General features: G+C 68.8%; 16 protein-coding genes and 1 pseudogene. 2 read left to right on the top strand and 15 right to left on the bottom strand.

Annotated features, from left to right (window positions below; translation table 11 throughout):
- Positions 1 to 17 precede the first annotated feature (17 nt).
- Both RGU41_RS19115 and RGU41_RS19110 read left to right on the top strand, forming a co-directional pair.
- On the top strand, positions 18 to 374 hold the full coding sequence (locus RGU41_RS19115; protein WP_322137126.1) for a hypothetical protein: 357 nt from the start codon (positions 18 to 20) through the stop codon (positions 372 to 374).
- A gap of 256 nt (positions 375 to 630) precedes the next feature.
- Positions 631 to 1,131 carry a hypothetical protein gene (locus RGU41_RS19110; RefSeq protein ID WP_134564563.1) on the top strand — a complete coding sequence of 167 codons (501 nt, stop codon included), beginning with the start codon at positions 631 to 633 and terminating at the stop codon, positions 1,129 to 1,131.
- A gap of 19 nt (positions 1,132 to 1,150) precedes the next feature.
- Here RGU41_RS19110 and RGU41_RS19105 read toward each other — a convergent pair whose 3' ends face one another.
- The 15 genes and pseudogenes from RGU41_RS19105 to RGU41_RS19035 form a co-directional block, all read right to left on the bottom strand.
- Complete coding sequence (locus tag RGU41_RS19105) at positions 1,151 to 3,076, bottom strand: helicase HerA-like domain-containing protein (protein ID WP_322137125.1); 1,926 nt, start codon at positions 3,074 to 3,076, stop codon at positions 1,151 to 1,153.
- 163 nt (positions 3,077 to 3,239) lie between these two features.
- On the bottom strand, positions 3,240 to 4,097 hold the full coding sequence (locus RGU41_RS19100; RefSeq protein WP_134561655.1) for a GNAT family N-acetyltransferase: 858 nt from the start codon (positions 4,095 to 4,097) through the stop codon (positions 3,240 to 3,242).
- Between the two features lie 97 nt (positions 4,098 to 4,194).
- On the bottom strand, positions 4,195 to 5,619 hold the full coding sequence (locus tag RGU41_RS19095; protein WP_322137124.1) for an FAD-dependent oxidoreductase: 1,425 nt from the start codon (positions 5,617 to 5,619) through the stop codon (positions 4,195 to 4,197).
- On the bottom strand, positions 5,616 to 6,917 hold the full coding sequence (locus RGU41_RS19090) for a saccharopine dehydrogenase family protein (protein ID WP_322137123.1): 1,302 nt from the start codon (positions 6,915 to 6,917) through the stop codon (positions 5,616 to 5,618). Before RGU41_RS19090 ends, RGU41_RS19095 begins: the two co-directional genes overlap by 4 nt.
- A gap of 108 nt (positions 6,918 to 7,025) precedes the next feature.
- Entirely contained in the window at positions 7,026 to 7,772 is a 747-nt protein-coding gene (locus RGU41_RS19085) for a phosphatase PAP2 family protein (RefSeq protein WP_322137122.1), read from the bottom strand.
- A gap of 137 nt (positions 7,773 to 7,909) precedes the next feature.
- A complete protein-coding gene (locus tag RGU41_RS19080) occupies positions 7,910 to 9,166 on the bottom strand; it encodes a multidrug effflux MFS transporter (RefSeq protein WP_241975172.1) in 1,257 nt (418 codons plus the stop codon).
- A 151-nt stretch (positions 9,167 to 9,317) separates the two neighbouring features.
- Positions 9,318 to 10,577: a multidrug effflux MFS transporter gene (locus RGU41_RS19075; protein WP_241984983.1), complete on the bottom strand. Its 1,260-nt coding sequence runs from the start codon at positions 10,575 to 10,577 to the stop codon at positions 9,318 to 9,320.
- 182 nt (positions 10,578 to 10,759) lie between these two features.
- A complete protein-coding gene (locus RGU41_RS19070; RefSeq protein WP_134446862.1) occupies positions 10,760 to 11,938 on the bottom strand; it encodes an ROK family transcriptional regulator in 1,179 nt (392 codons plus the stop codon).
- Positions 11,939 to 11,992: 54 nt separating this feature from the next.
- Entirely contained in the window at positions 11,993 to 13,180 is a 1,188-nt protein-coding gene (gene mmsB, locus RGU41_RS19065; protein ID WP_322137121.1) for a multiple monosaccharide ABC transporter permease, read from the bottom strand.
- A 6-nt stretch (positions 13,181 to 13,186) separates the two neighbouring features.
- Positions 13,187 to 14,716 (bottom strand): multiple monosaccharide ABC transporter ATP-binding protein, encoded by a 1,530-nt coding sequence (mmsA, locus tag RGU41_RS19060; RefSeq protein WP_322137120.1) that lies wholly within the window; start codon positions 14,714 to 14,716, stop codon positions 13,187 to 13,189.
- Positions 14,717 to 14,833: 117 nt separating this feature from the next.
- Positions 14,834 to 15,955, bottom strand: coding sequence for a multiple monosaccharide ABC transporter substrate-binding protein (gene chvE, locus RGU41_RS19055; protein WP_134446856.1), 1,122 nt, complete (start codon positions 15,953 to 15,955; stop codon positions 14,834 to 14,836).
- Between the two features lie 355 nt (positions 15,956 to 16,310).
- Positions 16,311 to 17,756 carry a GH1 family beta-glucosidase gene (locus RGU41_RS19050; protein WP_322137119.1) on the bottom strand — a complete coding sequence of 482 codons (1,446 nt, stop codon included), beginning with the start codon at positions 17,754 to 17,756 and terminating at the stop codon, positions 16,311 to 16,313.
- A pseudogene (yicI, locus tag RGU41_RS19045) lies at positions 17,753 to 20,106 on the bottom strand (alpha-xylosidase). Before yicI ends, RGU41_RS19050 begins: the two are co-directional and overlap by 4 nt.
- Positions 20,106 to 21,014 carry a carbohydrate ABC transporter permease gene (locus tag RGU41_RS19040; RefSeq protein WP_134446850.1) on the bottom strand — a complete coding sequence of 303 codons (909 nt, stop codon included), beginning with the start codon at positions 21,012 to 21,014 and terminating at the stop codon, positions 20,106 to 20,108. Before RGU41_RS19040 ends, yicI begins: the two are co-directional and overlap by 1 nt.
- A gap of 2 nt (positions 21,015 to 21,016) precedes the next feature.
- Complete coding sequence (locus RGU41_RS19035) at positions 21,017 to 22,018, bottom strand: carbohydrate ABC transporter permease (protein WP_134446848.1); 1,002 nt, start codon at positions 22,016 to 22,018, stop codon at positions 21,017 to 21,019.
- Between the last annotated feature and the right edge of the window lie 95 nt (positions 22,019 to 22,113).

The following is a 22,113-nucleotide window of genomic DNA, read 5'->3' as shown; positions in this document are numbered from 1 at the left end:
ATGCCCTCGGCGGCGGCGTGCTGAACGCCCCGCTGGTTTCCGGCCCGGTCGTCTCGGGCAACTCCGTCGGAAACGGCGCCTCGATCGGCAACGGCACCTCCGTCCCGGTCGCGTCCGGCAATGACGTCCCGGTCGCCTCCGGCAACGACACGGCCGTCACGGCTCCCGTGACCGCTCCGCTCACCACCGACACGACCGCGCCCGTCACCGCTCCTGTCACCGCTCCGGCCGGCAACGGCACCTCGGCGTCGGTCGATGACATCGGTGCGAGCGTCAGCGACATCGTCGACGGTGCCCTCAGCGGCTCCGGCAGCACCGGCGCCACGAACGGCACCGGCACCGGAATCGACCTCGGCGGCATCCTCGGCCACTGACCCGGCCCGCACGACCGGCTGCACCGCAGCCTCCACCCGGCACCGGGCGGCACGATCCCCTCGTGCCGCCCGGTTCCGGCGTCTCGCCCGCACGCACCCGGGCACCGGGGTGCGGCGTGCTGTCCCCTTTAAGGTGGCTATCCGGCACGCTCTCTCATTCGCGATAATCTGGGTACACCGGCTAGGGGGAACGCTTAAGGTGAAAGTCACTGGGGGACCGCTCATTCGGGCGCACGCTCTGAGACCGCACGGCCGGTTGCTCCGGCAGTCCGGTCTGTCCGTGCTCGCCCTCGTCGCCCCGGTTTCCGCCGTGCTCTACTGGCTCACGATCCCGACAGATTCCTGGCGACCGGTTTTCGTCGGCCAGATCATCCTCGTCGCCATCTGCGTTCTCGCCGCGATCGCGTTCTTCCGCACCGTGATCTGGGTCGACAGGGACGGCGTCTCCGAACGCGGCTTCCTGGGCAGGGTCACGAGCTACGACAAGTCCGTGATCGGCACCATCGTGCTGCTCGACCTCTACGAAAGCGGCGCGCTCGACACGCATCCGCAGCTGTTCATCACGGGACTCGACGGCCGGCTGTTGCTGCGGATGCGCGGCCAGTTCTATTCGCGCGGGGCGATGGAGATGATCGTCGAACAGCTCGACGCGCCGATCGTGCGGGTCGCCGAACCGATGACGCTGCAGGACCTCAACCGGTCCCGGCCCGAGCTGCTCTACTGGTTCGAGCGCCGCTACACCTCCCACACAAGCTGAGCGGATGCCGGGCGGCGGCTCAGCGCCGGCGGCGGGTTCCGAAGATGCCGGCAACGACCCCGGTCAGGATCGACTTCGTCACGGACGACCCGAGCACCTCCTCGAGCACGCTCTTCTGCGGCTTCGCGCTCGTGCGGGTGCGCGCCGGGCCCGCGGTCTGCCGCATCAGCCGGTCGTATTCGGCCTGCGCCTTCCGGTCGGCCTGCTCCCCGGCCCGCGCATCCTTCGCCTCCTGCGCCGCGGCGGCCTTGTCCGCCTTCTCGCGCTCCGCGGCCGCCTTCGCCGCATCGAGCGCCGCCTGCTCTGCCGCCTGCTGCTCGGCCGCGGCCCGGTTCGCCGCCTCGAGCTTGGTCGCGAGGATCTCCCGCGCAGACTCCCGGTCGATCGCGGCGCCGTATGTCGCCAGGAGCGGCGAGGCCGCGACGGCCGACTCGATCGCGGCATCCGCAGTCGGAGACATCGACCCCTGCGGCGCGCGCAGCCGCGTCCAGGCCACGGGGCTCGGGGCGCCCTTCTCGTTCATCACCGTCACGATCGCCTCGCCGGTTCCGAGCCCGGTGAGCACCTCTTCGAGGTCGTAACCGGAGTTCGGGAACGTCGAAACGGTCGCCCGCAACGCCTTCGCGTCGTCCGGGGTGAAGGCCCGCAGCTGGTGCTGCACACGGGAGCCGAGCTGGGCGAGCACATCGCCGGGCACGTCCTTGGGGGTCTGGGTGACGAAGAAGATGCCGACTCCCTTCGAGCGGATGAGCCGAACGGTCTGGGTGATCGACGCGAGGAAGTCCTTGGAGGCGTTCGCGAAGAGCAGGTGCGCCTCGTCGAAGAAGAACACGAGCTTGGGCTTGTCGAGGTCGCCGACCTCTGGCAGGTCGTTGTAGAGGTCGGCGAGGAGCCACATCAGGAACGTCGAGAAGAGCGCTGGCTGGTTCTGCACGCCGGGCACCTCGAGCAGGCTGATCACGCCGCGGCCGTCCGGCGCGGTGCGGAGGAACTCCCGGGTGTCGATCTCGGGCTCGCCGAAGAACACGTCGGCGCCCTGGTCGGCGAAGGTGATCAGCTCGCGGAGGATCACGCCGACGGTCGCCGGGGACAGTCCGCCGAGACCGGCGAGCTCGGCCTTGCCTGCCGGGCTCGTCAGGAAGCTCAGGACCGCGCGCAGGTCGGTGAGGTCGAGCAGCGGCAGGCCGGCCTGGTCGGCGTAGTGGAAGACGAGGCCGAGGCTGGACTCCTGGGTGTCGTTGAGGCCGAGGACCTTGCTGAAGAGCAGCGGGCCAAATCCGGCGACGGTCGCGCGCACCGGTACACCGCGGCCGGTGCCGCCGAGGGAGAAGTACTCGGTCGGGGCGGCCTGGCCGGCCCAGTCCTGCCCGATGCCGCGGGTGCGGGCGAGCAGCTTGTCGTTCGGCACGCCCGCGGTCGCGACCCCGGACAGGTCGCCCTTGATGTCGGCGGCGAACACGGGCACGCCGTGCGCGGAGAGCTGCTCGGCGAGCACCTGCAGGGTGCGGGTCTTGCCGGTTCCGGTGGCGCCGGCGACGAGGCCGTGCCGGTTGGTCATCGCGAGCGGGATCCGGATCGGCACGTCGGCGAGGGCGTCGCCGTTGACGAGGGCCCCCATCTCGAGCGCCGGCCCGCTGAAGGCGTAGCCGGCCCGGATCACGTCGACCTGGGCGGCCGTGAGCGGTGTTGCGTGTGCCGCGGGCGCCGCAGGTGCCGCGGGCGCCGCAGGTGCCGCGGGTGCCGCGGGTGCCGGCACCGGTGCCGCCGGGCCGGACCCGGTCTGGGCGGTCGCCGTCGCGGCATCCGCCTGCTCCTGAACGGCCGCAGCCTGCACTCTCGCGAGGGCGGCTTCGGCGTCGGCCTGCGCCTGGCGGGCCGCGGCGACCGCGGCCTCGGCTGCGGCCTGGAGTTCGGACAGGTGATCGGCGGCGTCGCTCGGATTCATGGCGCGATCCTAGTCCCACACGCGATCCGTGCGCCAAGATCCCGGCCGCGAGAGCGCACTTGTGGCCCTTAAACCTCGGGTTTAAGGGCCACAAGTGCGCTCTCGCGGAACACACGCGCACGAAGGGCGGCGTGTCGGGGGAGATAGGGCGGGGCGAGGCGGGTCAGGCGGGGTCTGCGGGGCGGGAGGTGAACACCCAGGAGTCGCCGGCGAGTTCGGGCCGGAGGCCGCGGGAGAAGGCCTCGGCGAACACGACGCGGGAGTCGGTGCGTTGCCGGGCCGCGGCATCCGGTGCGTCGTCGCGGAGTCGCTCGAAGTCAGGGTCGAGCCGCAGGGGTTCTGGGGCGGGCAGCCCGTCGCGGGTCGGTTCGGCGCTGCTCCACTGCGGCCGCGGGGAACCGGCGAGCGCCGCACGCACCCGACGCGAGTCGAGGCGCCAGCGCACCTCGAACCGGTCGCTGCGGTCGCTGCCGCTGATCGCGTCGTCGAGTCGCCCGTAGAAGTCGGGGTGGAAGTCGGTCACCTCTGCCCCGAGTTTCACGAGGTTGAAGTGCGCGTTGCGGCGGATCAGCGGGTCGAAGGTCCAGCGCATCTCGTCGACGCCGTGCTCGAGGCAGACCGCGCGCTGGAAGAGCTTGAGCGCGTAGCCGACCCCGCCGCCGCGCAGCCCGGGGGCGACGGCCGTCATGTGCGAGTGCAGGTGGATGCCGCCCGTCCAGCCGAGGAAGCCGAGTGCGGCCCCGACGAACGCGGGTGCAGCATCGGCGTCACTCGTGGCGACGAGCACCGTGTTACCGGCGTGGTCGAGGGCGCGCAGGAGGGAGGCGTCCGGGCTGCGTCCGGCACCCCAGGTGCGCTCGAAGAGCGCGACGACCGCGGGCAGGTCTTCGGGGCGCGCCGCACGCACGCTCACCGCGGCCGCGTCGGCCGCGGCCAACGCGACCCGGTATGCGGCCACGAGGGTCTCGGCGGAAGTTTCGGCGGAAGCATCGGGCGCACGGGGCGCCGGCGGAACGTTCATGCCTCGAGTAGACCACATCCGCGGCCGGCCCGACCCAGGGCGTCCGCCGCGACCGCGCTCCCACGCGTTCGACACCCAAGAACTCCGTCGAATCGGTTCAGTGGCCTCGGCCCGAGACGCGATCGGCGATCGTCGCGAGCGGCGAGGTCGTCGTGCGGCGGCCGCCGTGCTCGGCGCGGTCCGCGATCCCGTACGCGCGATACAGCCCGGTCACCGCAAGCCAGCGCAGCGGCTCGGGCTCCCAGTTCCGCACCCGATGGTTGACCCAGGGCAGCTCACTCAGCGCGGCCGCAGCACCGGCCGCACCACCGGCCGCACCGCCCGGTGCGTTCCCGGCGGCCCGCGCGAGGATCAGCTCGGTCAGCGTGCGCCCGGCCAGGTTCGTGGTCGCGACCCCGGTTCCGACGTACCCGCCCGCCCAGGCGAGCCCGGTCGCCGGGTCGAGGCCGACCGTCGCGGCCCAGTCCCGAGGAACCCCGAGCACGCCGGACCAGGCGTGGTCGATCGTCACCCCTGTCGTCGCGGGGAAGAACCGGTTGAGGATGCCGCGCAGCGCGTCGACCGTGCCCGCAGGGGTGTGCCCGTCGGAGTCCGTCCGCGACCCGAACCGGTACGGCACCCCGCGGCCGCCGATCGCGATGCGGTCGTCGGCGGTGCGCTGGGCGTACATGTAGGCGTGCGCCATATCGCCGAGGGTCTCGCAAGCGTCCCAGCCGATGCTCTCCCAGACCGCCGGCGCGAGCGGCGCCGTCGCGATCAGCGACGAGTTCATCGGCAGCCAGGCCCGGTGCAGGCCGCGCAGTCCCGCGGTGAAGCCTTCGGTCGCCCGCACGACGACGTCGGCGGCGACGACCCCGCGCGCCGTGACCGCGCGGTGCGGCGTGATCTCGGTCACGGTGGTGTCCTCGTAGATCTCGACGCCGAGTGCCTCGACGACCCCGGCGAGTCCGGCGGCGAGTTTCGCCGGGTGGATGCGAGCGCAGTGCGGGTGCCACATCGCTCCCGTGGCTCCGACGACGTTCACGCGAGCGGATGCCTCCGCAGCCGTCAGGAGCTCGACATCCGTTTCCGCCCACTCCTGTTCGGCCCGGGCGCTCGCCTCGAGCCGCCGCTGCTGGGGCACGTCGCACGCCACGGTGGACTCGCCGCCCTTGACGATGTCGGCGTCGATGCCCTCGGCGGCGGCGACCCGGATCACCTCGTCGACGGTGTCGTTCATCGCGGTCTGGAACCGGGCCGCGGAGTCCCGCCCGTGGGTGGCGACATACTGCTCGCGTCCTCCCGTGATCGAGTTCGTCAGCCAGCCGCCGTTCCGCCCGGAGGCCCCGTAACCGGCGAAACGCTGCTCGAGGATCACGATGCGCAGGCCGGGCGCCGCCTTCTTCAGGTAGTAGGCGGTCCAGAGTCCGGTGTAGCCGGCGCCGACGATGCAGACGTCGGCGCGGAGAGCACCGGGTAGCGGCGGACGCTGCGTCGGCCGGCCGAGCTGGTTCCACCAGAACGAGACCTCGCCGTTGATCATGCCGGGTCGGCCGCGGAAGCGGGCCGCACCAGCCGGTCTTCCAGCCCCCAGGGCTCGCCATATCCACCGGATTCCTCGCTCGCGCTCATCAGGTCGAGGAACGGTTTCGCGTCGAACGCCTCGGGACCGAGCACACCGAGTCCGCTCCAGGCGCCGGTCGCGAGCAGTTCGAGGGCGATCACCGGGTTGAGGGCGGTCTGCCAGACCACGCACTGGGCGTCGTACTCGCGCATCGTCCACTCGTTGTCGCTTACGTGGTACAGGTACACCTCGCGCGGCTCCCCGTCGACCCCTGTGCCCGTGACCCAGACCCCGGCGCAGGTCTTCCCGGTCATCCGGGGTCCGATCGTGGCCGGGTCGGGCAGGCTCGCCGCGACGACGTCGCGGGGCGCGACCCAGACGGGCCCGGACTCACTGCGCACCCGCACCGGGGTCACGCTGTCGAGGCCGAGGCGGTGCAGGGTCTGCAACACGCCGATGAACTCCTCACCGAGCCCGTACTTGAAGGTGACCCGCTTCGCGTCGAGCCAGCGCGGCATCAGCAACACCTCTTCGTGCTCGACGTTCACGCACTCGACCGGGCCGATCCCCTCCGGGAAGTCGAAGATCTCCGGTTCGCTGAACGGCTGCGTCGTGAACCAGCCGCGGTCCTTCTCGAAGATCACCGGCGGGTTCAGGCATTCCTCGATCGTGGTCCAGATGCTGAACGAGGGCGCGAAGATCTCGGCACCGGACTCGTCGCGCACGACGAGATTGGCGCCGTCGCGGGTGCCGAGCTCGTCGATCTCGCTGAACAGGTGGTCTGCGGCGTACCGGGCGAACACGTCGGACAGCCCCGGCTCGACGCCCATCCCGACGAGGGCGAGCCGCCCGGCGGTCTCCCAGTCTGCGGCGAGCGCGAACTGGTCGTCGCCGAGCTTGACGCCGGTCTCGTGGTACGGGTCGGTCGGGTGCGGTTCGGAAAGGCTCGCCGCCATGTCGAGGTAGTCGCAGCCTGCGGCGAGCGCCCCGGCGAACACGCTCGGCACGAACTTCGGCTCGACCGCGTTCATCACGTGCGTCGCGCCGTGTTCCCGGGCGACGGATGCGACGCGGTCCGGATCCCCCGCATCGATCTGGGCCGCTGTGAACCGGGCCGCGCTCTCGTCACCGTACTTCGCTGCGACGGCGGCGATCGTCCGTTCCGCCCGGCCGATGTCGTAGTCGCTCACGATCAACCGCTCGAAGAACGACCGGCGGGCGATGATCTTCGCGAACGCGTCTCCGACGCCGCCCGCCCCGACAAGGAGGATTCTCATTCGATGACGCTACCGCGCTCATCCGCCGTTGTCTGCCCCGCATCCCGACCAATTCGACGGAATTTTCGCCTCAAACGGCCCGAAACACCCGTCCCGGGTACACAAGCCTCACAAGGGGTGCCGAACCGGTTCTGGGGCGGGCGGATGCCGGCGGGCCAGCCGGCGCTCGCCGTCCAGTTTCGCGGCGAGGGGCGCCCAGAGCAGCACGGCGACGCCGATGCCGAGCAGCAGGCCGCCGATGGTGTCGGTGAGCCAGTGCGCGCCGAGGTAGGTGCGGCTGACCATCATCGCGACGGCCCAGACCGCGCCGGCCACCCAGACCCACACTTTCGGGAAGATCAGGGCGAGGCAGACGACCATCGTCGCCGCATTCGCTACATGCCCGGAGGGGAATGAACCGAAATCGCTGGTGACCAGCATGTCCTGAGGGCGGGCGCGGCCGAACAGGTTCTTGAGAAGTTGCACGAGCCCGGAACTGACGATCGTTGCCACCAGGAAGTAGCCCGCCGCCCAGGGACGTTTCAGCAGGAGCAGTCCCACCAGGATCAGGATCGGGATGATCACGACCCCGGCGATTCCCGCGCCGAGGAAGTTCATCACGAGCGAGGCGTACTCCCAGATCGGCGCCCGGTGCTCGATGATCTCGGCCATCCACTCGGTGTCGATAACGAGCGGATTCCCGTTGTCGCGAAAGACGATCAGGGCGCCGAGGCCCGCGGCAAGGAGTACCGCCACGAGACCGCTGAGGAGAGGCCAGCGCCGGGCGACGCGTCGCGCCGCCGGGGCCGCCGCGGTTTCCGGGGCGACGGCGGGTGCAGGGTCTGGCTCGGGTGCGCGGGCGCTGTCATCGTCCATCAGGCCATGTTAGGCCGACCTCGGGGCGGACCCCCGCACCCGTTCCCGCCACGGACACCTGTTTCCCGTGCACGAGCCACAGTCGTCCGCACCGGCCGCAGTTGTCCGCACCGGCCGCAGCTGCCCGGCGGGCGCGCTCAGTGGGCGAGGCGCGGGACCGTCCGCGGGCGCAACACGAACCACAGGGAGCACACCGATGCGAGCGCGGTCCCGAGCATGACCGCGGCCATCGGCACCGCGGTCGAGACCCCGAGCATCCCGACGACCGGCGAGACGAGACCCGCGAGCCCGTAGTTGCCCGCCCCGAGGAGGGACGCCGCCGTGCCCGCTTCGTGCGGATGCGCGTTGAGCGCGATCACCTGCACGGAGGGGAAGGTGAATCCGCACGCCGCGATGAAGAACCAGAGCGGCACGATCACGCCCCAGAGCCCGGCGTCGACGAGGCCGAGCACGAGCATCAGGGTCGCGAACACGGCGAGCGCGGCGGTCGAGCAGGCCAGGATCCACTGCGGGGCGACGTTGTGGCGGTGCATCAGCCGGGAGCTCGTCTGCACCCCGACGACGATGCCGAGGGAGTTCGCCGCGAACAGCACCCCGTATTGCTGCGGCGTGAACGCGTAGACCTGCTGGAACAGGAACGACGATGCCGACAGGTAGGAGAACAGCCCGGTGAAGGTCATCGCGCCGACGATCGCGACCCCGACGAAGGTGCGGTCGCCGAGCACCGCCCGGTAACGCTGGCCGAGGGTGCTGTGCCCGGCGTGGTGGCGCTCGTTCACCGGCCGGGTCTCGACGATCCAGATGGCGACCGCGGCGATCACGACAGCGCCGTACCCGGCGAGAACGATGAAGATGCCGCGCCAGTTCATCACGAGCAGCAGCTGCGAGCCGAGAACAGGAGCGACCACGGGCGCGAGTCCGCTGATCAGGGCCAGTCGGGACAGCATCCGCACGAGCGGCTTGCCGCCGAACAGGTCGCGCACCATGGCGAGGGCGACGACGACGCCCGCCGCGGCGCCGAAGCCCATCAGCACGCGGAAGACACCGAGCCAGACGATGTCGGGCGAGAGCGCGGCGCCGACGCTGCTCGCAATGTGGAAGCCGGCCGCGAGCATGAGCGGCAGTCGGCGGCCGACCTTGTCGCTCCACGGCCCGACGATGAGCTGGCCGAGCCCGAACCCGACCATGGTGCCGGTCAGGGTGAGCTGGATGGCGGCCGCCGAGACGCCGAGCTCGCTCTGCAGTGTCGGGAACGCGGGAAGGTACAGGTCGATCGTGAACGGGCCGAGCGCCGTGAGCGCGCCGAGAATGAGTACGTAGACGAGCCGCTGCCCGCGGGACAGCGCATCACCCGGGTGCCTCCCGGTCGCCCGCAGGTCTGCGGCGGTGATCACGGTCAGTGATTCGGTGGTCAGGGCGGGGTCCTTTGCTCGGTTTCCCGCGAGTCAGGATGCCGCGGGCCGGGTCCGGCTGCATCGAGAGTCCCCAGGGTGCCAGGTCGCACCTGCGTCCAGCCTACGTCGCGCCCGGCGCGGGCCGCGCGGTTCAGGCCGCGTCGAGCGTCCCGAGCGACCGCGGCCGCACGAGGGTCCACAGCACGACGATCGAGACAACGGCCGTCACGCCCATGACCGCGGACATCGGCACGGCGGTGCCCACCCCGAGCAGTCCGACGATCGGGGAGATCAGCCCCGCGACCCCGAAGTTGGCCGCGCCGAGCAGCGACGCGGCGGTCCCGGCCTCGTGACCGTGCGCATCCAGCGCGATCACCTGCGCCGACGGGAAGGTGAAGCCGCACGCGGCGATGAACACCCAGAGCGGAACGAGGGTGCCCCAGAGGCCGGCGCCGGCGCGGTCGAGCACGAGGATCGCCATCGCCGCCGTGAGCAGCACGATCGTCGATACGGCGATGATCCACTGCGGGGCGACGTTGAAACGGTGCATCAGCACAGAGGAGAGCTGCACGCCCGCGACGATGCCGAGCGAGTTCACCGCGAACAGCACCCCGTACTGCTGCGGGCTGAACGCGTACACCTGCTGGAACAGGAAGGGCGAGGCGGAGAGGTAGGAGAACAGCCCGGTGAAGGTCATCGCTCCGATGATCGCGACCCCGACGAAGGTGCGGTCGCCGAGCACGGCCCGGTAGCGCTGGGCGAGTGTGTTGTGCCCGGAGGCGTGGCGTTCCAGCGTCGGGAGGGTTTCGACGATCAGGAACGCGACCGCCACCACGACGACGACGCCGTAGCCGGCGAGCACCCAGAAGATGCCGCGCCAGCTCATCACGAGGAGGAGCTGCGACCCGATCACCGGGGCGAGCACGGGGGCGAGCCCGCTGACCAGGGCGAGCCGGGACAGCATCCGCACGAGCGGCTTGCCGCCGAACAAGTCACGCACCATCGCGAGGGCGACGACCGCGCCCGCCGCCGCGCCGAAGCCCATCAGCACCCGGAAGACGCCGAGCCAGACGATGTCCTGGGACAGTGCGGCGCCGACGCTGGCAAGGATATGGAACCCGGTCGCGAGGAGCAGAGGCAGGCGCCGACCGACCCGGTCGCTCCACGGCCCGACGACGAGCTGGCCGAAGCCGAAGCCGATCATGGTCCCGGTCAGGGTGAGCTGGATGGCCGCAGCGGAGACGCCGAGTTCGCTCTCGAGCGTGGGGAACGCGGGCAGGTAGAGGTCGATCGTGAACGGGCCGAGCGCGGTGAGGGCTCCGAGCACGAGCACGTAGACCAGGCGCTGCGGCCGGGTCAGGGCATCTCCGGGATGCCGGACGACGGAAATGGGGGCGGTGGCGGTGCTCACGGCGGACGTGTCCTCACTGTGGGTGCTGGGGGCTGGCGCTGGGACGCATGCTGGGTGCAGGCCGGACGGTCACCGCGCCTGTCGTGCGCCCGGGTGCACACGACGAAAGACACTCTCGCCCACTGGTGCCAAGGCGGGCGCCCCTCCGGCTATTCCCGCCGGACCGCGACACGCCGGACGGATCAGTCGGAGACGCCGAACCCGTTCGGGTCGGCGAGGATGCCCTCGAAGGCGAGCTCCGCTGCACCGATCATCAACAGGTTCGATCCCAGTTCCGCCGCGGTGATCCGCACGCTCCCGAAGGAGGACGGCAGCGACCAGGTACCGACGGCCGCGCGGAGGCGTTCGGGATCCGCGTTGAAGAGCGCGCCGAGGAAGCCGCCGAGTACGACGAGCTGCGGGTTGAGGATGTTGATCGCCCCGCCGAGCGCGACCGCGAGGAAGTCGAGCTGGCGGTGCACCTCGGCCTGGACCTCGGCGGATTCCGTCGAGAGCAGGGCGCGTTCGAGTTCGTCGGCGTCCGCGCCGGAGCCGGAGAGTCCGAGCACCGCGAGCAGTTCCTCCCGGCTCACTTCGGCCTCGAGCGTTCCCGTGATCCCCGCGGAGTCGACGCGGGAGCTTCCGCTCACGCGGGTGTGGCCGAACTCGCCCGCATAGCCGGCGACGCCGCCGACGGGCAGGCCGCCGACGATCATGCCGCCGCCGATGCCGCTTGCCCCGCCGTTCAGGTAGATCAGGTCGGTGATGCCCTTGCCCGCGCCGAAGTAGCGTTCGGCGAGCGCCCCGAGGCTCGCGTCGTTCGCGGCCACGACGGGAAACCCGGTGGCCTGCTCGAGCATGTCCGTGAGCGGTTCGTCGATCCAGCCGAGGTGCGGGGCGAGCCGGACGAGCCCGTCGTGGGCGCGCACGAGGCCCGGAACGGCGACACCGATGCCGACGACCCGGAACCGGGCCTCGAGCTCGCCGCGCATCCCGTCGATGACGGCTGCGGCGATGTTGACGGCCTCCGTCGGGCTCGGGGTGTGCTCGGTCGGGTAGCGGATGCGGCGGTGCACGGTGCCGTCGAGGCCCACGATCCCGATCGTGACCGCGTCGATCTCGGGGTTCACGGCGAGGGCGACGACCGCGGCGGCCACGTGCACGATGGGGCTCGGCCGGCCGACCTGGTTCGTCGAGTCCGGGTCCCGCTCCCCCGCGAGGCCGAGCTGGGCGAGCTCGCCGACGAGGGCGGCGATGGTCGACCGGTTCAGCCCGGTGAGGCGGGTCAGCTGGGCGCGGGAGGTGGGCCCGTTGCGGTGGACGAGGCGCAGAATGACCGACAGGTTGTGCCGACGGATGTCGTCGTGGTTGTTTCCCTGCACCTGGTACTCCTCCGTCCGCGCGTGTTGCACAAGGCTACCGCCCGCGCCCCGGGGTCAGCGTCCGCCGCTGCGCCGCTTGTTGAAGATGTCGAACGCGACCGCGAGCAGGAGGACGAGACCCTTGATGGCCATCTGCCACGCGGCATCCACCGAGAGGATCGACAGTCCCATGTTCAGGACACCCATCACGAGGCCACCGACGATGGCTCCGACGACCGTTCCCACGCCGCCCTGAACGGCTGCGCCGCCGATGAAGACCGCGGCGATGGCGTCCAGTTCGTAGTTCTGCCCTGCCGAAGCCACGGCGCCGCCTGCCCGGGCCGTGCTGTCCACGCCGGCGAGTCCGGCGAGCACGCCCATGTTGACGAAGACGTAGAAGTTGACCCACTTGGTCTTCACGCCGCTCATCATGGCGGCGAAGAGGTTGCCGCCGATCGCGTAGACGTGACGGCCGAAGACGGTCTGGTTCAGCATGAACGTGTAGCCGAGAATCAGGACGGCGAGGATGATCAGGATGATCGGGGTGCCGCGGTAGCCGGAGAGCAGCCAGGCCAGCCACATGATCGCGATGACCGCAATGCCGGACTTGACGGCCATCTGCACGACGGATTCCATGGGCAGCTCGAGGCGCCGCAGGGTAACACGGGTGCGCAGCTGCTGCGCGACGAGGGCGATGCAGGTGATGGCGCCGAGGGCGAGAGTCAGGGTGTCCCGTCCGCCGAGCTCACCCAGCACTCCGGGCAACCAACCTGCGCCGATCGCCGTGAAGGAGTCCGGCAGCCCGCTGATCGTGCCACCGGTCAGCAGGACGAGCGTGAGGCCGCGGAAGATCAGCATGCCGGCGAGGGTCACGATGAAGGCGGGGATGCCGACGAAGGCGATCCAGAAGCCCTGCCAGGCGCCCACGACCGCACCCACGACGAGGGCGAGCAACACGGCCGCCCACCACGGGAAGCCCCATTGGTTCGTCGCGATGGCCGAGACCGCACCGACCATGGCGACGACGGAGCCGACCGAGAGGTCGATGTGGCCGGCGATGATCACGACGACCATGCCGATCGCGAGGATCAACACGTAGGCGTTCTGCTGGATGAGGTTGTTCACGTTGCCGGGCAGCAGCAGCCGGCCCTTCGTGAGCACTTCGAACAGAACGATGATGACGACGAGCGCGGCGAGAATGCCGTACTGGCGGAAGTTGATGGCCAGCCGGGGCTTGCGCGTGGCTGGGGTGGTGGTGGTCATTGCGGTCTAGTCCTTTCCCGCAGTCATGAGGTGCATGAGGCTTTCCTGGGTGGCATCCTTCGCGGCGACTTCGCCGGTGATGCGACCCTCGGAGATCGCGTAGATGCGATCGGAGATGCCGAGAAGCTCCGGTAGTTCGGAGGAGATGACGACGACGGCCTTTCCTGCCGCGGCGAGCTCGTTGATGATGCCGTAGATCTCGTACTTGGCGCCGACGTCGATGCCTCTGGTCGGTTCGTCGAGGAAGAGCACGTCGGGGCCGGTGAAGACCCACTTCGACAGCACGACCTTCTGCTGGTTGCCGCCGGAGAGCTGGCCGGTGATCGACGAGACGCTCGGCGCCTTGATGTTCATCCGCCTGCGGTAGTCGTCCGCGACCTTGTACTCGCGGTGGCGGTCGATCACGCCGAACCGGGCGAGGGTCGCCAGCGCCGCCGCCGAGACGTTCACGGTGATGTCGCCGATCAGGTTGAGCCCGTATTTCTTGCGGTCCTCCGTCGCGTACGCGATTCCGTTGCGGATGGCTTCGTCGACCGTGCGCACCGAGATCTCGGTGCCGTTCTTGAAGACCCGGCCGGTGATGTTGGTGCCGTACGAGCGTCCGAAGATACTCATGGCCAGTTCGGTGCGGCCCGCGCCCATCAGCCCGGCGAAGCCGACGACCTCGCCCGCGTGCACGGTGAACGAGGCGTTGTCGACGACCTTCCTGCTGGTGTCCACCGGGTGGTACGCGTTCCAGTCCTCGACCCGGAGGATCTCTGCGCCGATCTTCGGGTCCCTGGGCGGGAACATGCTGTTGAGGTCGCGGCCGACCATCGAGCGGATGATGCGGGCCTGGGTCGCGTCGGGACCGTGCATGTCGATCGTCTCGATCGTCTTGCCGTCCCGGATCACGGTCACCGTGTCCGCGATCCGGCGGATCTCCTTGAGCTTGTGGGAGATGATGATGCTCGTGATGCCCTGGCCCCGCAGGTGCTCGATCAGGTCGAGCAGGTGGTCGGAGTCTTCGTCGTTGAGAGCCGCGGTCGGCTCGTCGAGGATCAGGAGCTTGACCCGCTTCGACAACGCCTTGGCGATCTCCACGAGCTGCTGCTTGCCGACGCCCAGCTCGAGCACCTTCGTGGCCGGGTTCTCGTCGAGACCGACCCGGGCGAGCAGGCTCGCGGCCTCGAGGTTGGTCTTGTTCCAGTCGATGACGCCGCGGGTGGCGTTCTCGTTGCCGAGGAAGATGTTCTCCGCGATCGAGAGGTACGGGCTGAGCGCGAGTTCCTGGTGGATGATGACGATCCCGACCGCTTCGCTGTCGTTGATCGATCTGAACTGGGCCTCTTCCCCCTCGAATTCGATCGTGCCGTCGTAGCTGCCGTGCGGGTAGACGCCGCTCAGCACCTTCATCAGCGTCGACTTGCCTGCGCCGTTCTCACCGCAGATGCCGTGCACCTTGCCGCGCTCGACCTCGAGGGTGACTGAGTCGAGGGCTTTGACCCCGCTGAAGTCTTTCCCGATGTCGATCATCCGAAGAATCGGACCGTTCATGTGTGTCGCTCCTGTCAGCGAATACGTCGTTCGGGTGCGTACCGACCACGGTGGTGGCGAAGCCCAGGGCCCCGCCACCACCGCAGTCGGTACGGAATTCGGTTTCTTCGGTACGGCTTAGAGGCCGACGTCCGATGCCTTGATGAACCCGGAATCGATGAGCTTCGTCTGCACGAGGTCCTTCGTGACGACCTCAGGGGCCAGCAGGTAGGACGGGACGACCTTCTTGCCGTTGTCGTACGTCTTGGTGTCGTTCACCTCGACCGTTGTGCCGGCCGCGATCGACTGGATCATCGTGAAGACCTGGGCGCCCAGGGTACGGGTGTCCTTCCAGACGGTCATCGACTGGGTGCCCGCGAGGATGGCCTTGACGTTCGCCTTGTCCGCGTCCTGGCCCGTGATGATCGGGTAGTCGGTGCCTGCGGTGTAGCCGGCCGACTTCAGGGAGGCTTCGATGCCGACCGCGAGGCTGTCGTTCGGGGAGAGCACGACGTTGACCTTGGCGCCGTTGCCGTAGAACGAGGAGAGCCGGTTGTCCATCTCGGCCTGTGCCTTGTCGGACGCCCAGCCCTGGATTCCGATCGTGGTCCACGCGTCGTTCGTCTTCGGAGCCTTGCCGCTCGGGACGACCAGCTGGCCGCTCGTCACGTAGGGCAGGAGCACGTCCCATGCGCCGGAGAAGAAGAACTTGGCGTTGTTGTCGTCGGGGCTGCCGGCGAAGGGCTCGAGGTTGAACGGACCCTTGCCGTCCTTGAGGCCGAGTTCCTTCTCGATGAACTGCCCCTGGAGCTGGCCGACCTTGTAGTTGTCGAACGTCGCGTAGTAGTCGACGTCGGCGGTCCCGTTGATCAGGCGGTCGTAGGCGATGACCGTGGCGTCCTGCTTCTTCGCGTCGGCGAGTGCCGGTGCGAGTACCTTGCCGTCGATCGCTGCGACGACGAGGATCTTGGCCCCGCCGGCGACCTGGTTCTGGATCTGGCTGATCTGCTGGTCGGTCTTGTTGTCGGCGTACTGAAGGTCGACGGTGCAGCCGGCCCCTTCGAGCTTGGTCTTGAGGCCTTCGCCGTCGTTGATCCAGCGCTCGAGGCTTCTCGTGGGCATCGAGATGCCGACGTTGCAGTCCGCGATTGCTGCCGTGGTGCTTCCGGTCCCTGATGTGGTGGCCGTTGAACACGCCGCGAGCGAGAGCGCAACGGCCCCCGTAGCGACAATCGTGAACAGCCTCTTGGTTTTCGTCATGATCTGCTTTCTGCTCTGAATGCTGTGATCGCACGAGGAGGCGGCAGGAAAACCACCATTACCCCCTTGTAACGCTGTCATCAACATGGCGACACGCGCTTATGTTGACGCATCCAACATATAACAGGATTCGGCCCCGAGTCACCCCCTCTTTTGGGCCAGGGACGCAGATCTGGCAATTACAACGTGAGAATTCAGGGCCGGAACCGAATTTGTTGCACCAAACCGCAAAACCGTGCGCGTGCACGGTTTTCCCGGCGCGCCAGAGTGACCTTTCCGGTCGAGAGCGACCGCGGAAACGGGCACTCTCGACCGGAAGGTAGCGGGATCAGGCGGCGGGATCAGCCTCCGGGGATCAGGCGGCGGGGATGATTCCCGTGGCGACGAGCTTCGCGTACCAGAGGGCACTGTCCTTGGGGGTGCGCACCTCGGTGTCGTAGTCCACGTAGACGATGCCGAACCGCATCGAGTAGCCATAGGCCCACTCGAAGTTGTCCATGAACGACCAGACCTGGTACCCGCGCAGGTCGACGCCGCGCGCGAGGGCCCGGTGTGCGGCGGTGAAGTGCCGCTGCAGGTAGTCGGTGCGCAGCGGGTCGTGCACGGCGGGGCCGTCCGCTTCCTGCACGAGGGTGTCCGGGAAGGCTGCGCCGTTCTCGGTGATCATGAGCGGCTGGTCCGGGAATTCCTCGCTGAGCGACACGAGCAGTTCCTCGAGGCCCGCGGGCTCGATGTTCCAGCCCATATCGGTGTACGGGCCGGCCTGCTGCACGAATTCGACCCGGTCGGCGCCGGGCCAGGGAGAGCCGGCGGCGTCCTTGTGGCCGTCGGCGCTCTGGCGCGGGGCCTCGCCGTCCCAGAGCCGCACTCGCGTGGTCGAGTAGTAGTTGACGCCGAGCACGTCGATCGGCTGGTGGATGATCTCGGTGTCGCCGGGCCGCACGAAGGACCAGTCGGTGATCGCTGCGGTGTCGGCGAGGACATCCGCCGGGTACTCGCCCTTCAGCAACGGACCGAGGAAGACCCGGTTGCCGAGGCCGTCGATCTGCCGAACGGCCTCTGGCCCACCGGGGCCCTCGCCTCGCACGACGTGCAGGTTGAGCGTGATCGAGAAGTCCGGGTCGTTCGTGACGACCTTCCGGAGTTCCGTGATCGCGAGCCCGTGCGCGAGGTTGAGGTGGTGGACCGCGGTCAACGCCTCCGCACCGTCGGTTCGACCGGGCGCGTGCGCCCCGGAGCCGTAGCCCAGGTACGCGGAGCACCACGGCTCGTTGAGCGTCGTCCAGGTGTCGATCCGGTCGCCGAGAGCCGCGCCCATGATCCGCGCGTACTCGGCGAACGCGTACGCGGTCTCGCGGTTGGTCCAGCCGCCCTCGTCCTCCAGGGCCTGCGGGAGGTCCCAGTGGTAGAGCGTCGCGATCGGACGAATGCCGCGCTCGAGCAGCCCGTCGACGAGCCGCTCGTAGAACGCGAGGCCCTTCTCGTTGACCGGGCCGCGGCCGGTGGGCTGGATCCGGGACCACGAGATCGAGAACCGGTACGCGTGCAGGCCCAGCCGCTGCATCAGGTCGAGGTCTTCCTCGAGGTGGTGATAGTGGTCGCTCGCCTTGTCGCCGGTGTCACCGTTCAGGATCGCGCCGGGCGTGTGGCTGAAGGTGTCCCAGATCGACGGGCCGCGGCCATCCTCATCGAAGGCACCCTCGATCTGGTACGCGGCCGTCGCCGAACCGAACACGAATCCGGCGGGGAACTCCAGCCCCGAGTCGCGGTAGTCCGGGTTGCCCTGGCGGGAATCGGTCATGAGAGGGTGGCCTTTCGATTCGCGGATGCTGAGGTGTCGCCTCCCGCGCGCCTGGCGCGGAACGCGGCGTCCGAGTCACTCTGCACCGTGACCCCGTCGCCGTCTTCCACAATCGTAAAGGTCACGACGGAATCGCCGAGCGGATCCGACACGAGCACGGTCCTGGTGGCGTCGCCGCCGGGATAGACCGTGATCAGGACGTCATCGGTGTAGTCGTAGTCCGGCCGGTCGTCCCTGGCGCCCGTCGCGAGCACAGCACCCTCCCGCACCCACAACGGAATACTGTCGAACGTGTGGGTCTCGCGGCGCCAGGCCGGTCCGGCCGCGGTCTCGCCGGTCAGGTAGTTCGTCCACGTCCCGGCGGGGAGGTAGTACGACACGTCGCCGGCCTCGCTGAAGACGGGAGCGACGAGCAGGTCGTGGCCGAGCAGGTACTGGCGGTCGAGATAGTCGACCGCGGGGTCGCCGGCGAATTCGATCTGCATCGGTCGCATGAAGGGGATGCCGGTGCGGTGCGCCTCGAGGCCGACCTGGTACAGGTAGGGCATCAGCGAGAGCTTGAGCTTCGTGAAGCGACGGGTGACGTCGACGGCGCTCTGGCCCGGTTCCTCCGTGCCGTCGTCGAAGAGCCACGGCACCCGGTAGCTCGTGGAGCCGTGCAGGCGGGAGTGGCTCGACATCAGGCCGAAGGCGAGCCAGCGCTTGAGCACGGCCGCATTGGGCATGCCCTCGAAGCCGCCGATGTCGTGGCTCCAGAACCCGAAGCCCGAGAGGGCGAGCGAGAGCCCGCCGCGCAGCGTCTCCGCCATCGACTCGTAGCTCGAGGAGTTGTCCCCGCCCCAGTGCACCGGCTGCTTCTGGCCGCCGACGGTCGCGGAGCGCGCGAACAGAACGGCGTCGCCGACGCCGTGGTGCTTCTGGAGCACCTCGAACACGGCGGCGTTGTAGAGCTGGGTGTACCAGTTGTGCATCCGCTCCGGGCTTGAACCGTCGTGCCAGACCACGTCGAGCGGGATCCGCTCGCCGAAGTCGGTCTTGATGGCGTCGACGCCCTGGTCGAGCAGGTGCCGCAGCTTGCCCTGGAACCAGGTGACGGCATCCGGGTTGGTGAAGTCGACGAGGCCCATGCCTGCCTGCCAGAAGTCCCACTGCCAGACGGAGCCGTCAACCCTCTTCACGAGGTAGCCGGCCGCCTGGGCCTCGGCGAAGATCGGGGCGCGCTGGGCGATGTACGGGTTGATCCAGGCGCTCACGTGCAGGTTCTTGCCGTGCAGGCGGGCGAGCATCCCCTCGGGGTCCGGGAACACCCGCGGGTCCCACTCGAAGTCGGTCCAGTTGAATTCGCGCATCCAGAAGCAGTCGAAGTGGAAGACCGAGAGCGGCAGGTCGCGTTCGGCCATGCCGTCGATGAAGGAGTTGACCGTCGCCTCGTCGTACTGGGTCGTGAACGAGGTCGACAACCAGAGGCCGTACGACCAGGCCGGCACCTGGGCCGGGCGCCCGGTCAGCTCCGTGTAGCGGCCGAGCACGTCCTTGGGCGTCGGCCCGTAGATCACGAAGTATTCGAGGTACTCTCCGGCGACGGAGAACTGCACCTGTTCGACCGACTCGGTGCCGACCTCGAAGGAGACGTGCTCTGCGTGGTTGACGAGCACGCCGTAGCCCCGGTTGGTGAGGTAGAACGGGATGTTCTTGTAGGACTGCTCGCTCGAGGTGCCGCCGTCGGCGTTCCAGATGTCGATGGTCTGGCCGTTCTTCACGAGAGGGCCGAAGCGTTCGCCGAGACCGTAGACGAGTTCGCCGACACCGAGCCCGAGCCGCGCGTGCACGTAAGCGGATGCGGCGGCGAGCCCGGTCTCCGTGACGCCGGAGACCCCGGTGGGTTCCGCCGCGATCGGCGCGCCGTCGGCGAGCTGCAGGTAGCCGATCGATTTCGGCCCGCTCTCGGTCAGGGTGCGCCCGTCGGCCTCGAAGCGGAGGCTCCAGGGGCTCCCCTGTCGATGCGCGCGGTCAGGGGGCCGCTCGTGACCGTCCCACCGTCCGCGTCGACGGACACGATGCCGCTGCCGGTGACGGCGCCGTCGAGCTCGAACCCGGGCTCCGTGGCTCCGCCGGTGTTCTTGGCCACCCGCACCCGGATCACGCCGGGCAGCGGGGAGGACAGCGTCACCGAGAGCAGGGCACGGTTGAGCACGTCGCCGCGGTGGGCGATGACCTTGGTGGGGGCGTCGATCCGCAGTGCGTTGCCGTCACCCGTCGCGCAGGGCACGACCTCGAGGTCGTACGCCTCCTGCGCATAGAGCGGCGTGACGCCGGGTCGCACGTGCCAGAATCCATCGGTGAACTTCATTACTTGACTGCTCCTGCGGTAATGCCACGCGTCAGCGTGCGCTGGAAGATGAGGAAGAAGACGAGCGTCGGCAGGAGGCCGAGCAATGCGGATGCGCTCGTGGTGGTGACGTCCATCAGGCGATCGCCCTGCAGCACGCTGATCGCGACCGGGACCGTCTGGTTCGCGTTGCTGACCAGGAACGTCAACGGGATCAGGAATTCGTTCCAGGTCCAGATGAAGAAGAAGATCAGGAGCACCGCGAGGGTCGACCGGCTGATCGGGTAGACGACGCGCCAGAGGATCTGCCAGCGGCTCGCGCCGTCGAGGGAGGCCGCCTCGAGGAGTTCCTTCGGGAAGGTTCCGTAGACGCTCGACAGCAGGTAGGTGCCGAAGGCGCTCTGGATGACCGTGAAGATGATGATGACGGCCCAGATGTTGTCGTAGAGGCCGACCTGCTTGAACATGAAGTAGAGCGGGTAGAGCAGGGCCTCCTGCGGCACCATGTTGGCGAGCAGGATGAGGACGACGATCCAGGTCCGACCGCGGATGCGGCCGATCCCGATCGCGTAGGCGTTGAACATCGACAGCAGCACGGCGGCCACGGCGACGACACTCGAGATGACGACGCTGTTCCAGAGCTTCTCCGGGAAGTTGACCCTGGTCCAGAAGTTGATGATGCCGTCGAAGTAGAGGTTGCTCGGCAGGGCAAGGGGGCCGGAGCTGTTGTAGTCGGCCGGAGACTTGAAGGAGTTGATCACGATCATCACGAACGGGATCGCGATGAACAGGCCGATGATGATGGCGATGAACAGGATGACCCAGTCGCCGGTGGTCTTGCGGGTGTGCACCTTGGGCAGCTTGAGCGGCTTGGGTTCCGGGGCGCCGGAATCGCGGCGGGGACGGATCTTGTCGGTCAGGGTAGTCATGGCTAGCGCTCCTCGTCCTGGCGCTCGAGCCGGGTCTGGAAAGTGATGAAGATGATCGCGACGATGGCGACCACGACGGTCAGGGCGGTTGCGATCGTTGCGCCGTAGCCGACCTGCTGGTTCTGGAAGAACTCGCTGTAGGAGTAGTAGCTCGGCACCATGGTCGATGTGCCCGGCCCGCCGCGGGTCAGTGCGTAGATCGGGCCGAACACCTTGAGGGCTGCGATCGTGCAGGTCAGGGTCACGACGAAGATCTCCGGGCGGATGATGCCGACGGTGATGGCGCGGAACCGCTGGAACCAGTTGGCGCCGTCGAGCTCCGCAGCCTCGTAGAGTTCCGGGTCGACGCGCTGGAGGGCGGCCATGAAGATCACGATCGGGTAGCCGAGCTGGACCCAGATCATGATGACCATGATGCAGGCCATCGCGGTGTCCGGGCTGCCGAGCCAGTTGTGTTCGAGGCCGCTGAGTCCGATGGCGCCGAGCACCTGGTTGAGGGCACCGTTCTCCGGGCGGAGGATCCAGCCGATCACGATCGCCGCGATCACGGTCGGCAGGATCTGCGGGAGGTAGTAGGTGGCGCGGAGGAAGCTTGCGATCTTGCCGCCGAACTTCTTGCCGACGAGGTCGAAGAGCATGGCCGCGAGCACGAGGCCGAGCAGGGTTGGGACGACGACCATGGCCACGATCATGGCGATCGAGTTCCCGAACGAGGTCCAGAACACGTCGTCGCCGAAGAGCTTGGTCCAGTTGTCCAGGCCGATCCAGACCGGAGGCTTGATACCGCGGTACTTGGTGAAGGTCAGGAAGAAGTTCCAGCCCAGCGGAACCAGGACGATGATGGTGAGCAGGAGCAGGCCCGGCACCAGGTAGAGCCAGAAACCCTTGCCGCCCGCACCGGGGATGAGGCTCTGCACGGGTGCGCGGCGAACGCGCTTGCCCGCAGGCTTGCCCGGCCGGGGCGGGTGCGATTCGGTTGTCTCAGTGGCCAGCGGGGCTGTCATAACCATCGCCTTGCCTTTCTTCAGTTCAGGGGTCTGCCGCGCAGCCACGACGCCGGGCCTGCGCGGCAGGAAGAGGGGTGCGGGTCGCGCCGGGG

The organism is Cryobacterium sp. 10C3 (genome assembly GCF_034314285.1).
Lineage (GTDB): Bacteria > Actinomycetota > Actinomycetes > Actinomycetales > Microbacteriaceae > Cryobacterium > Cryobacterium glucosi.
The sequence above is the reverse complement of the archived record's forward strand: the minus strand, read 5'-3'. Positions and strand labels throughout refer to the sequence as shown.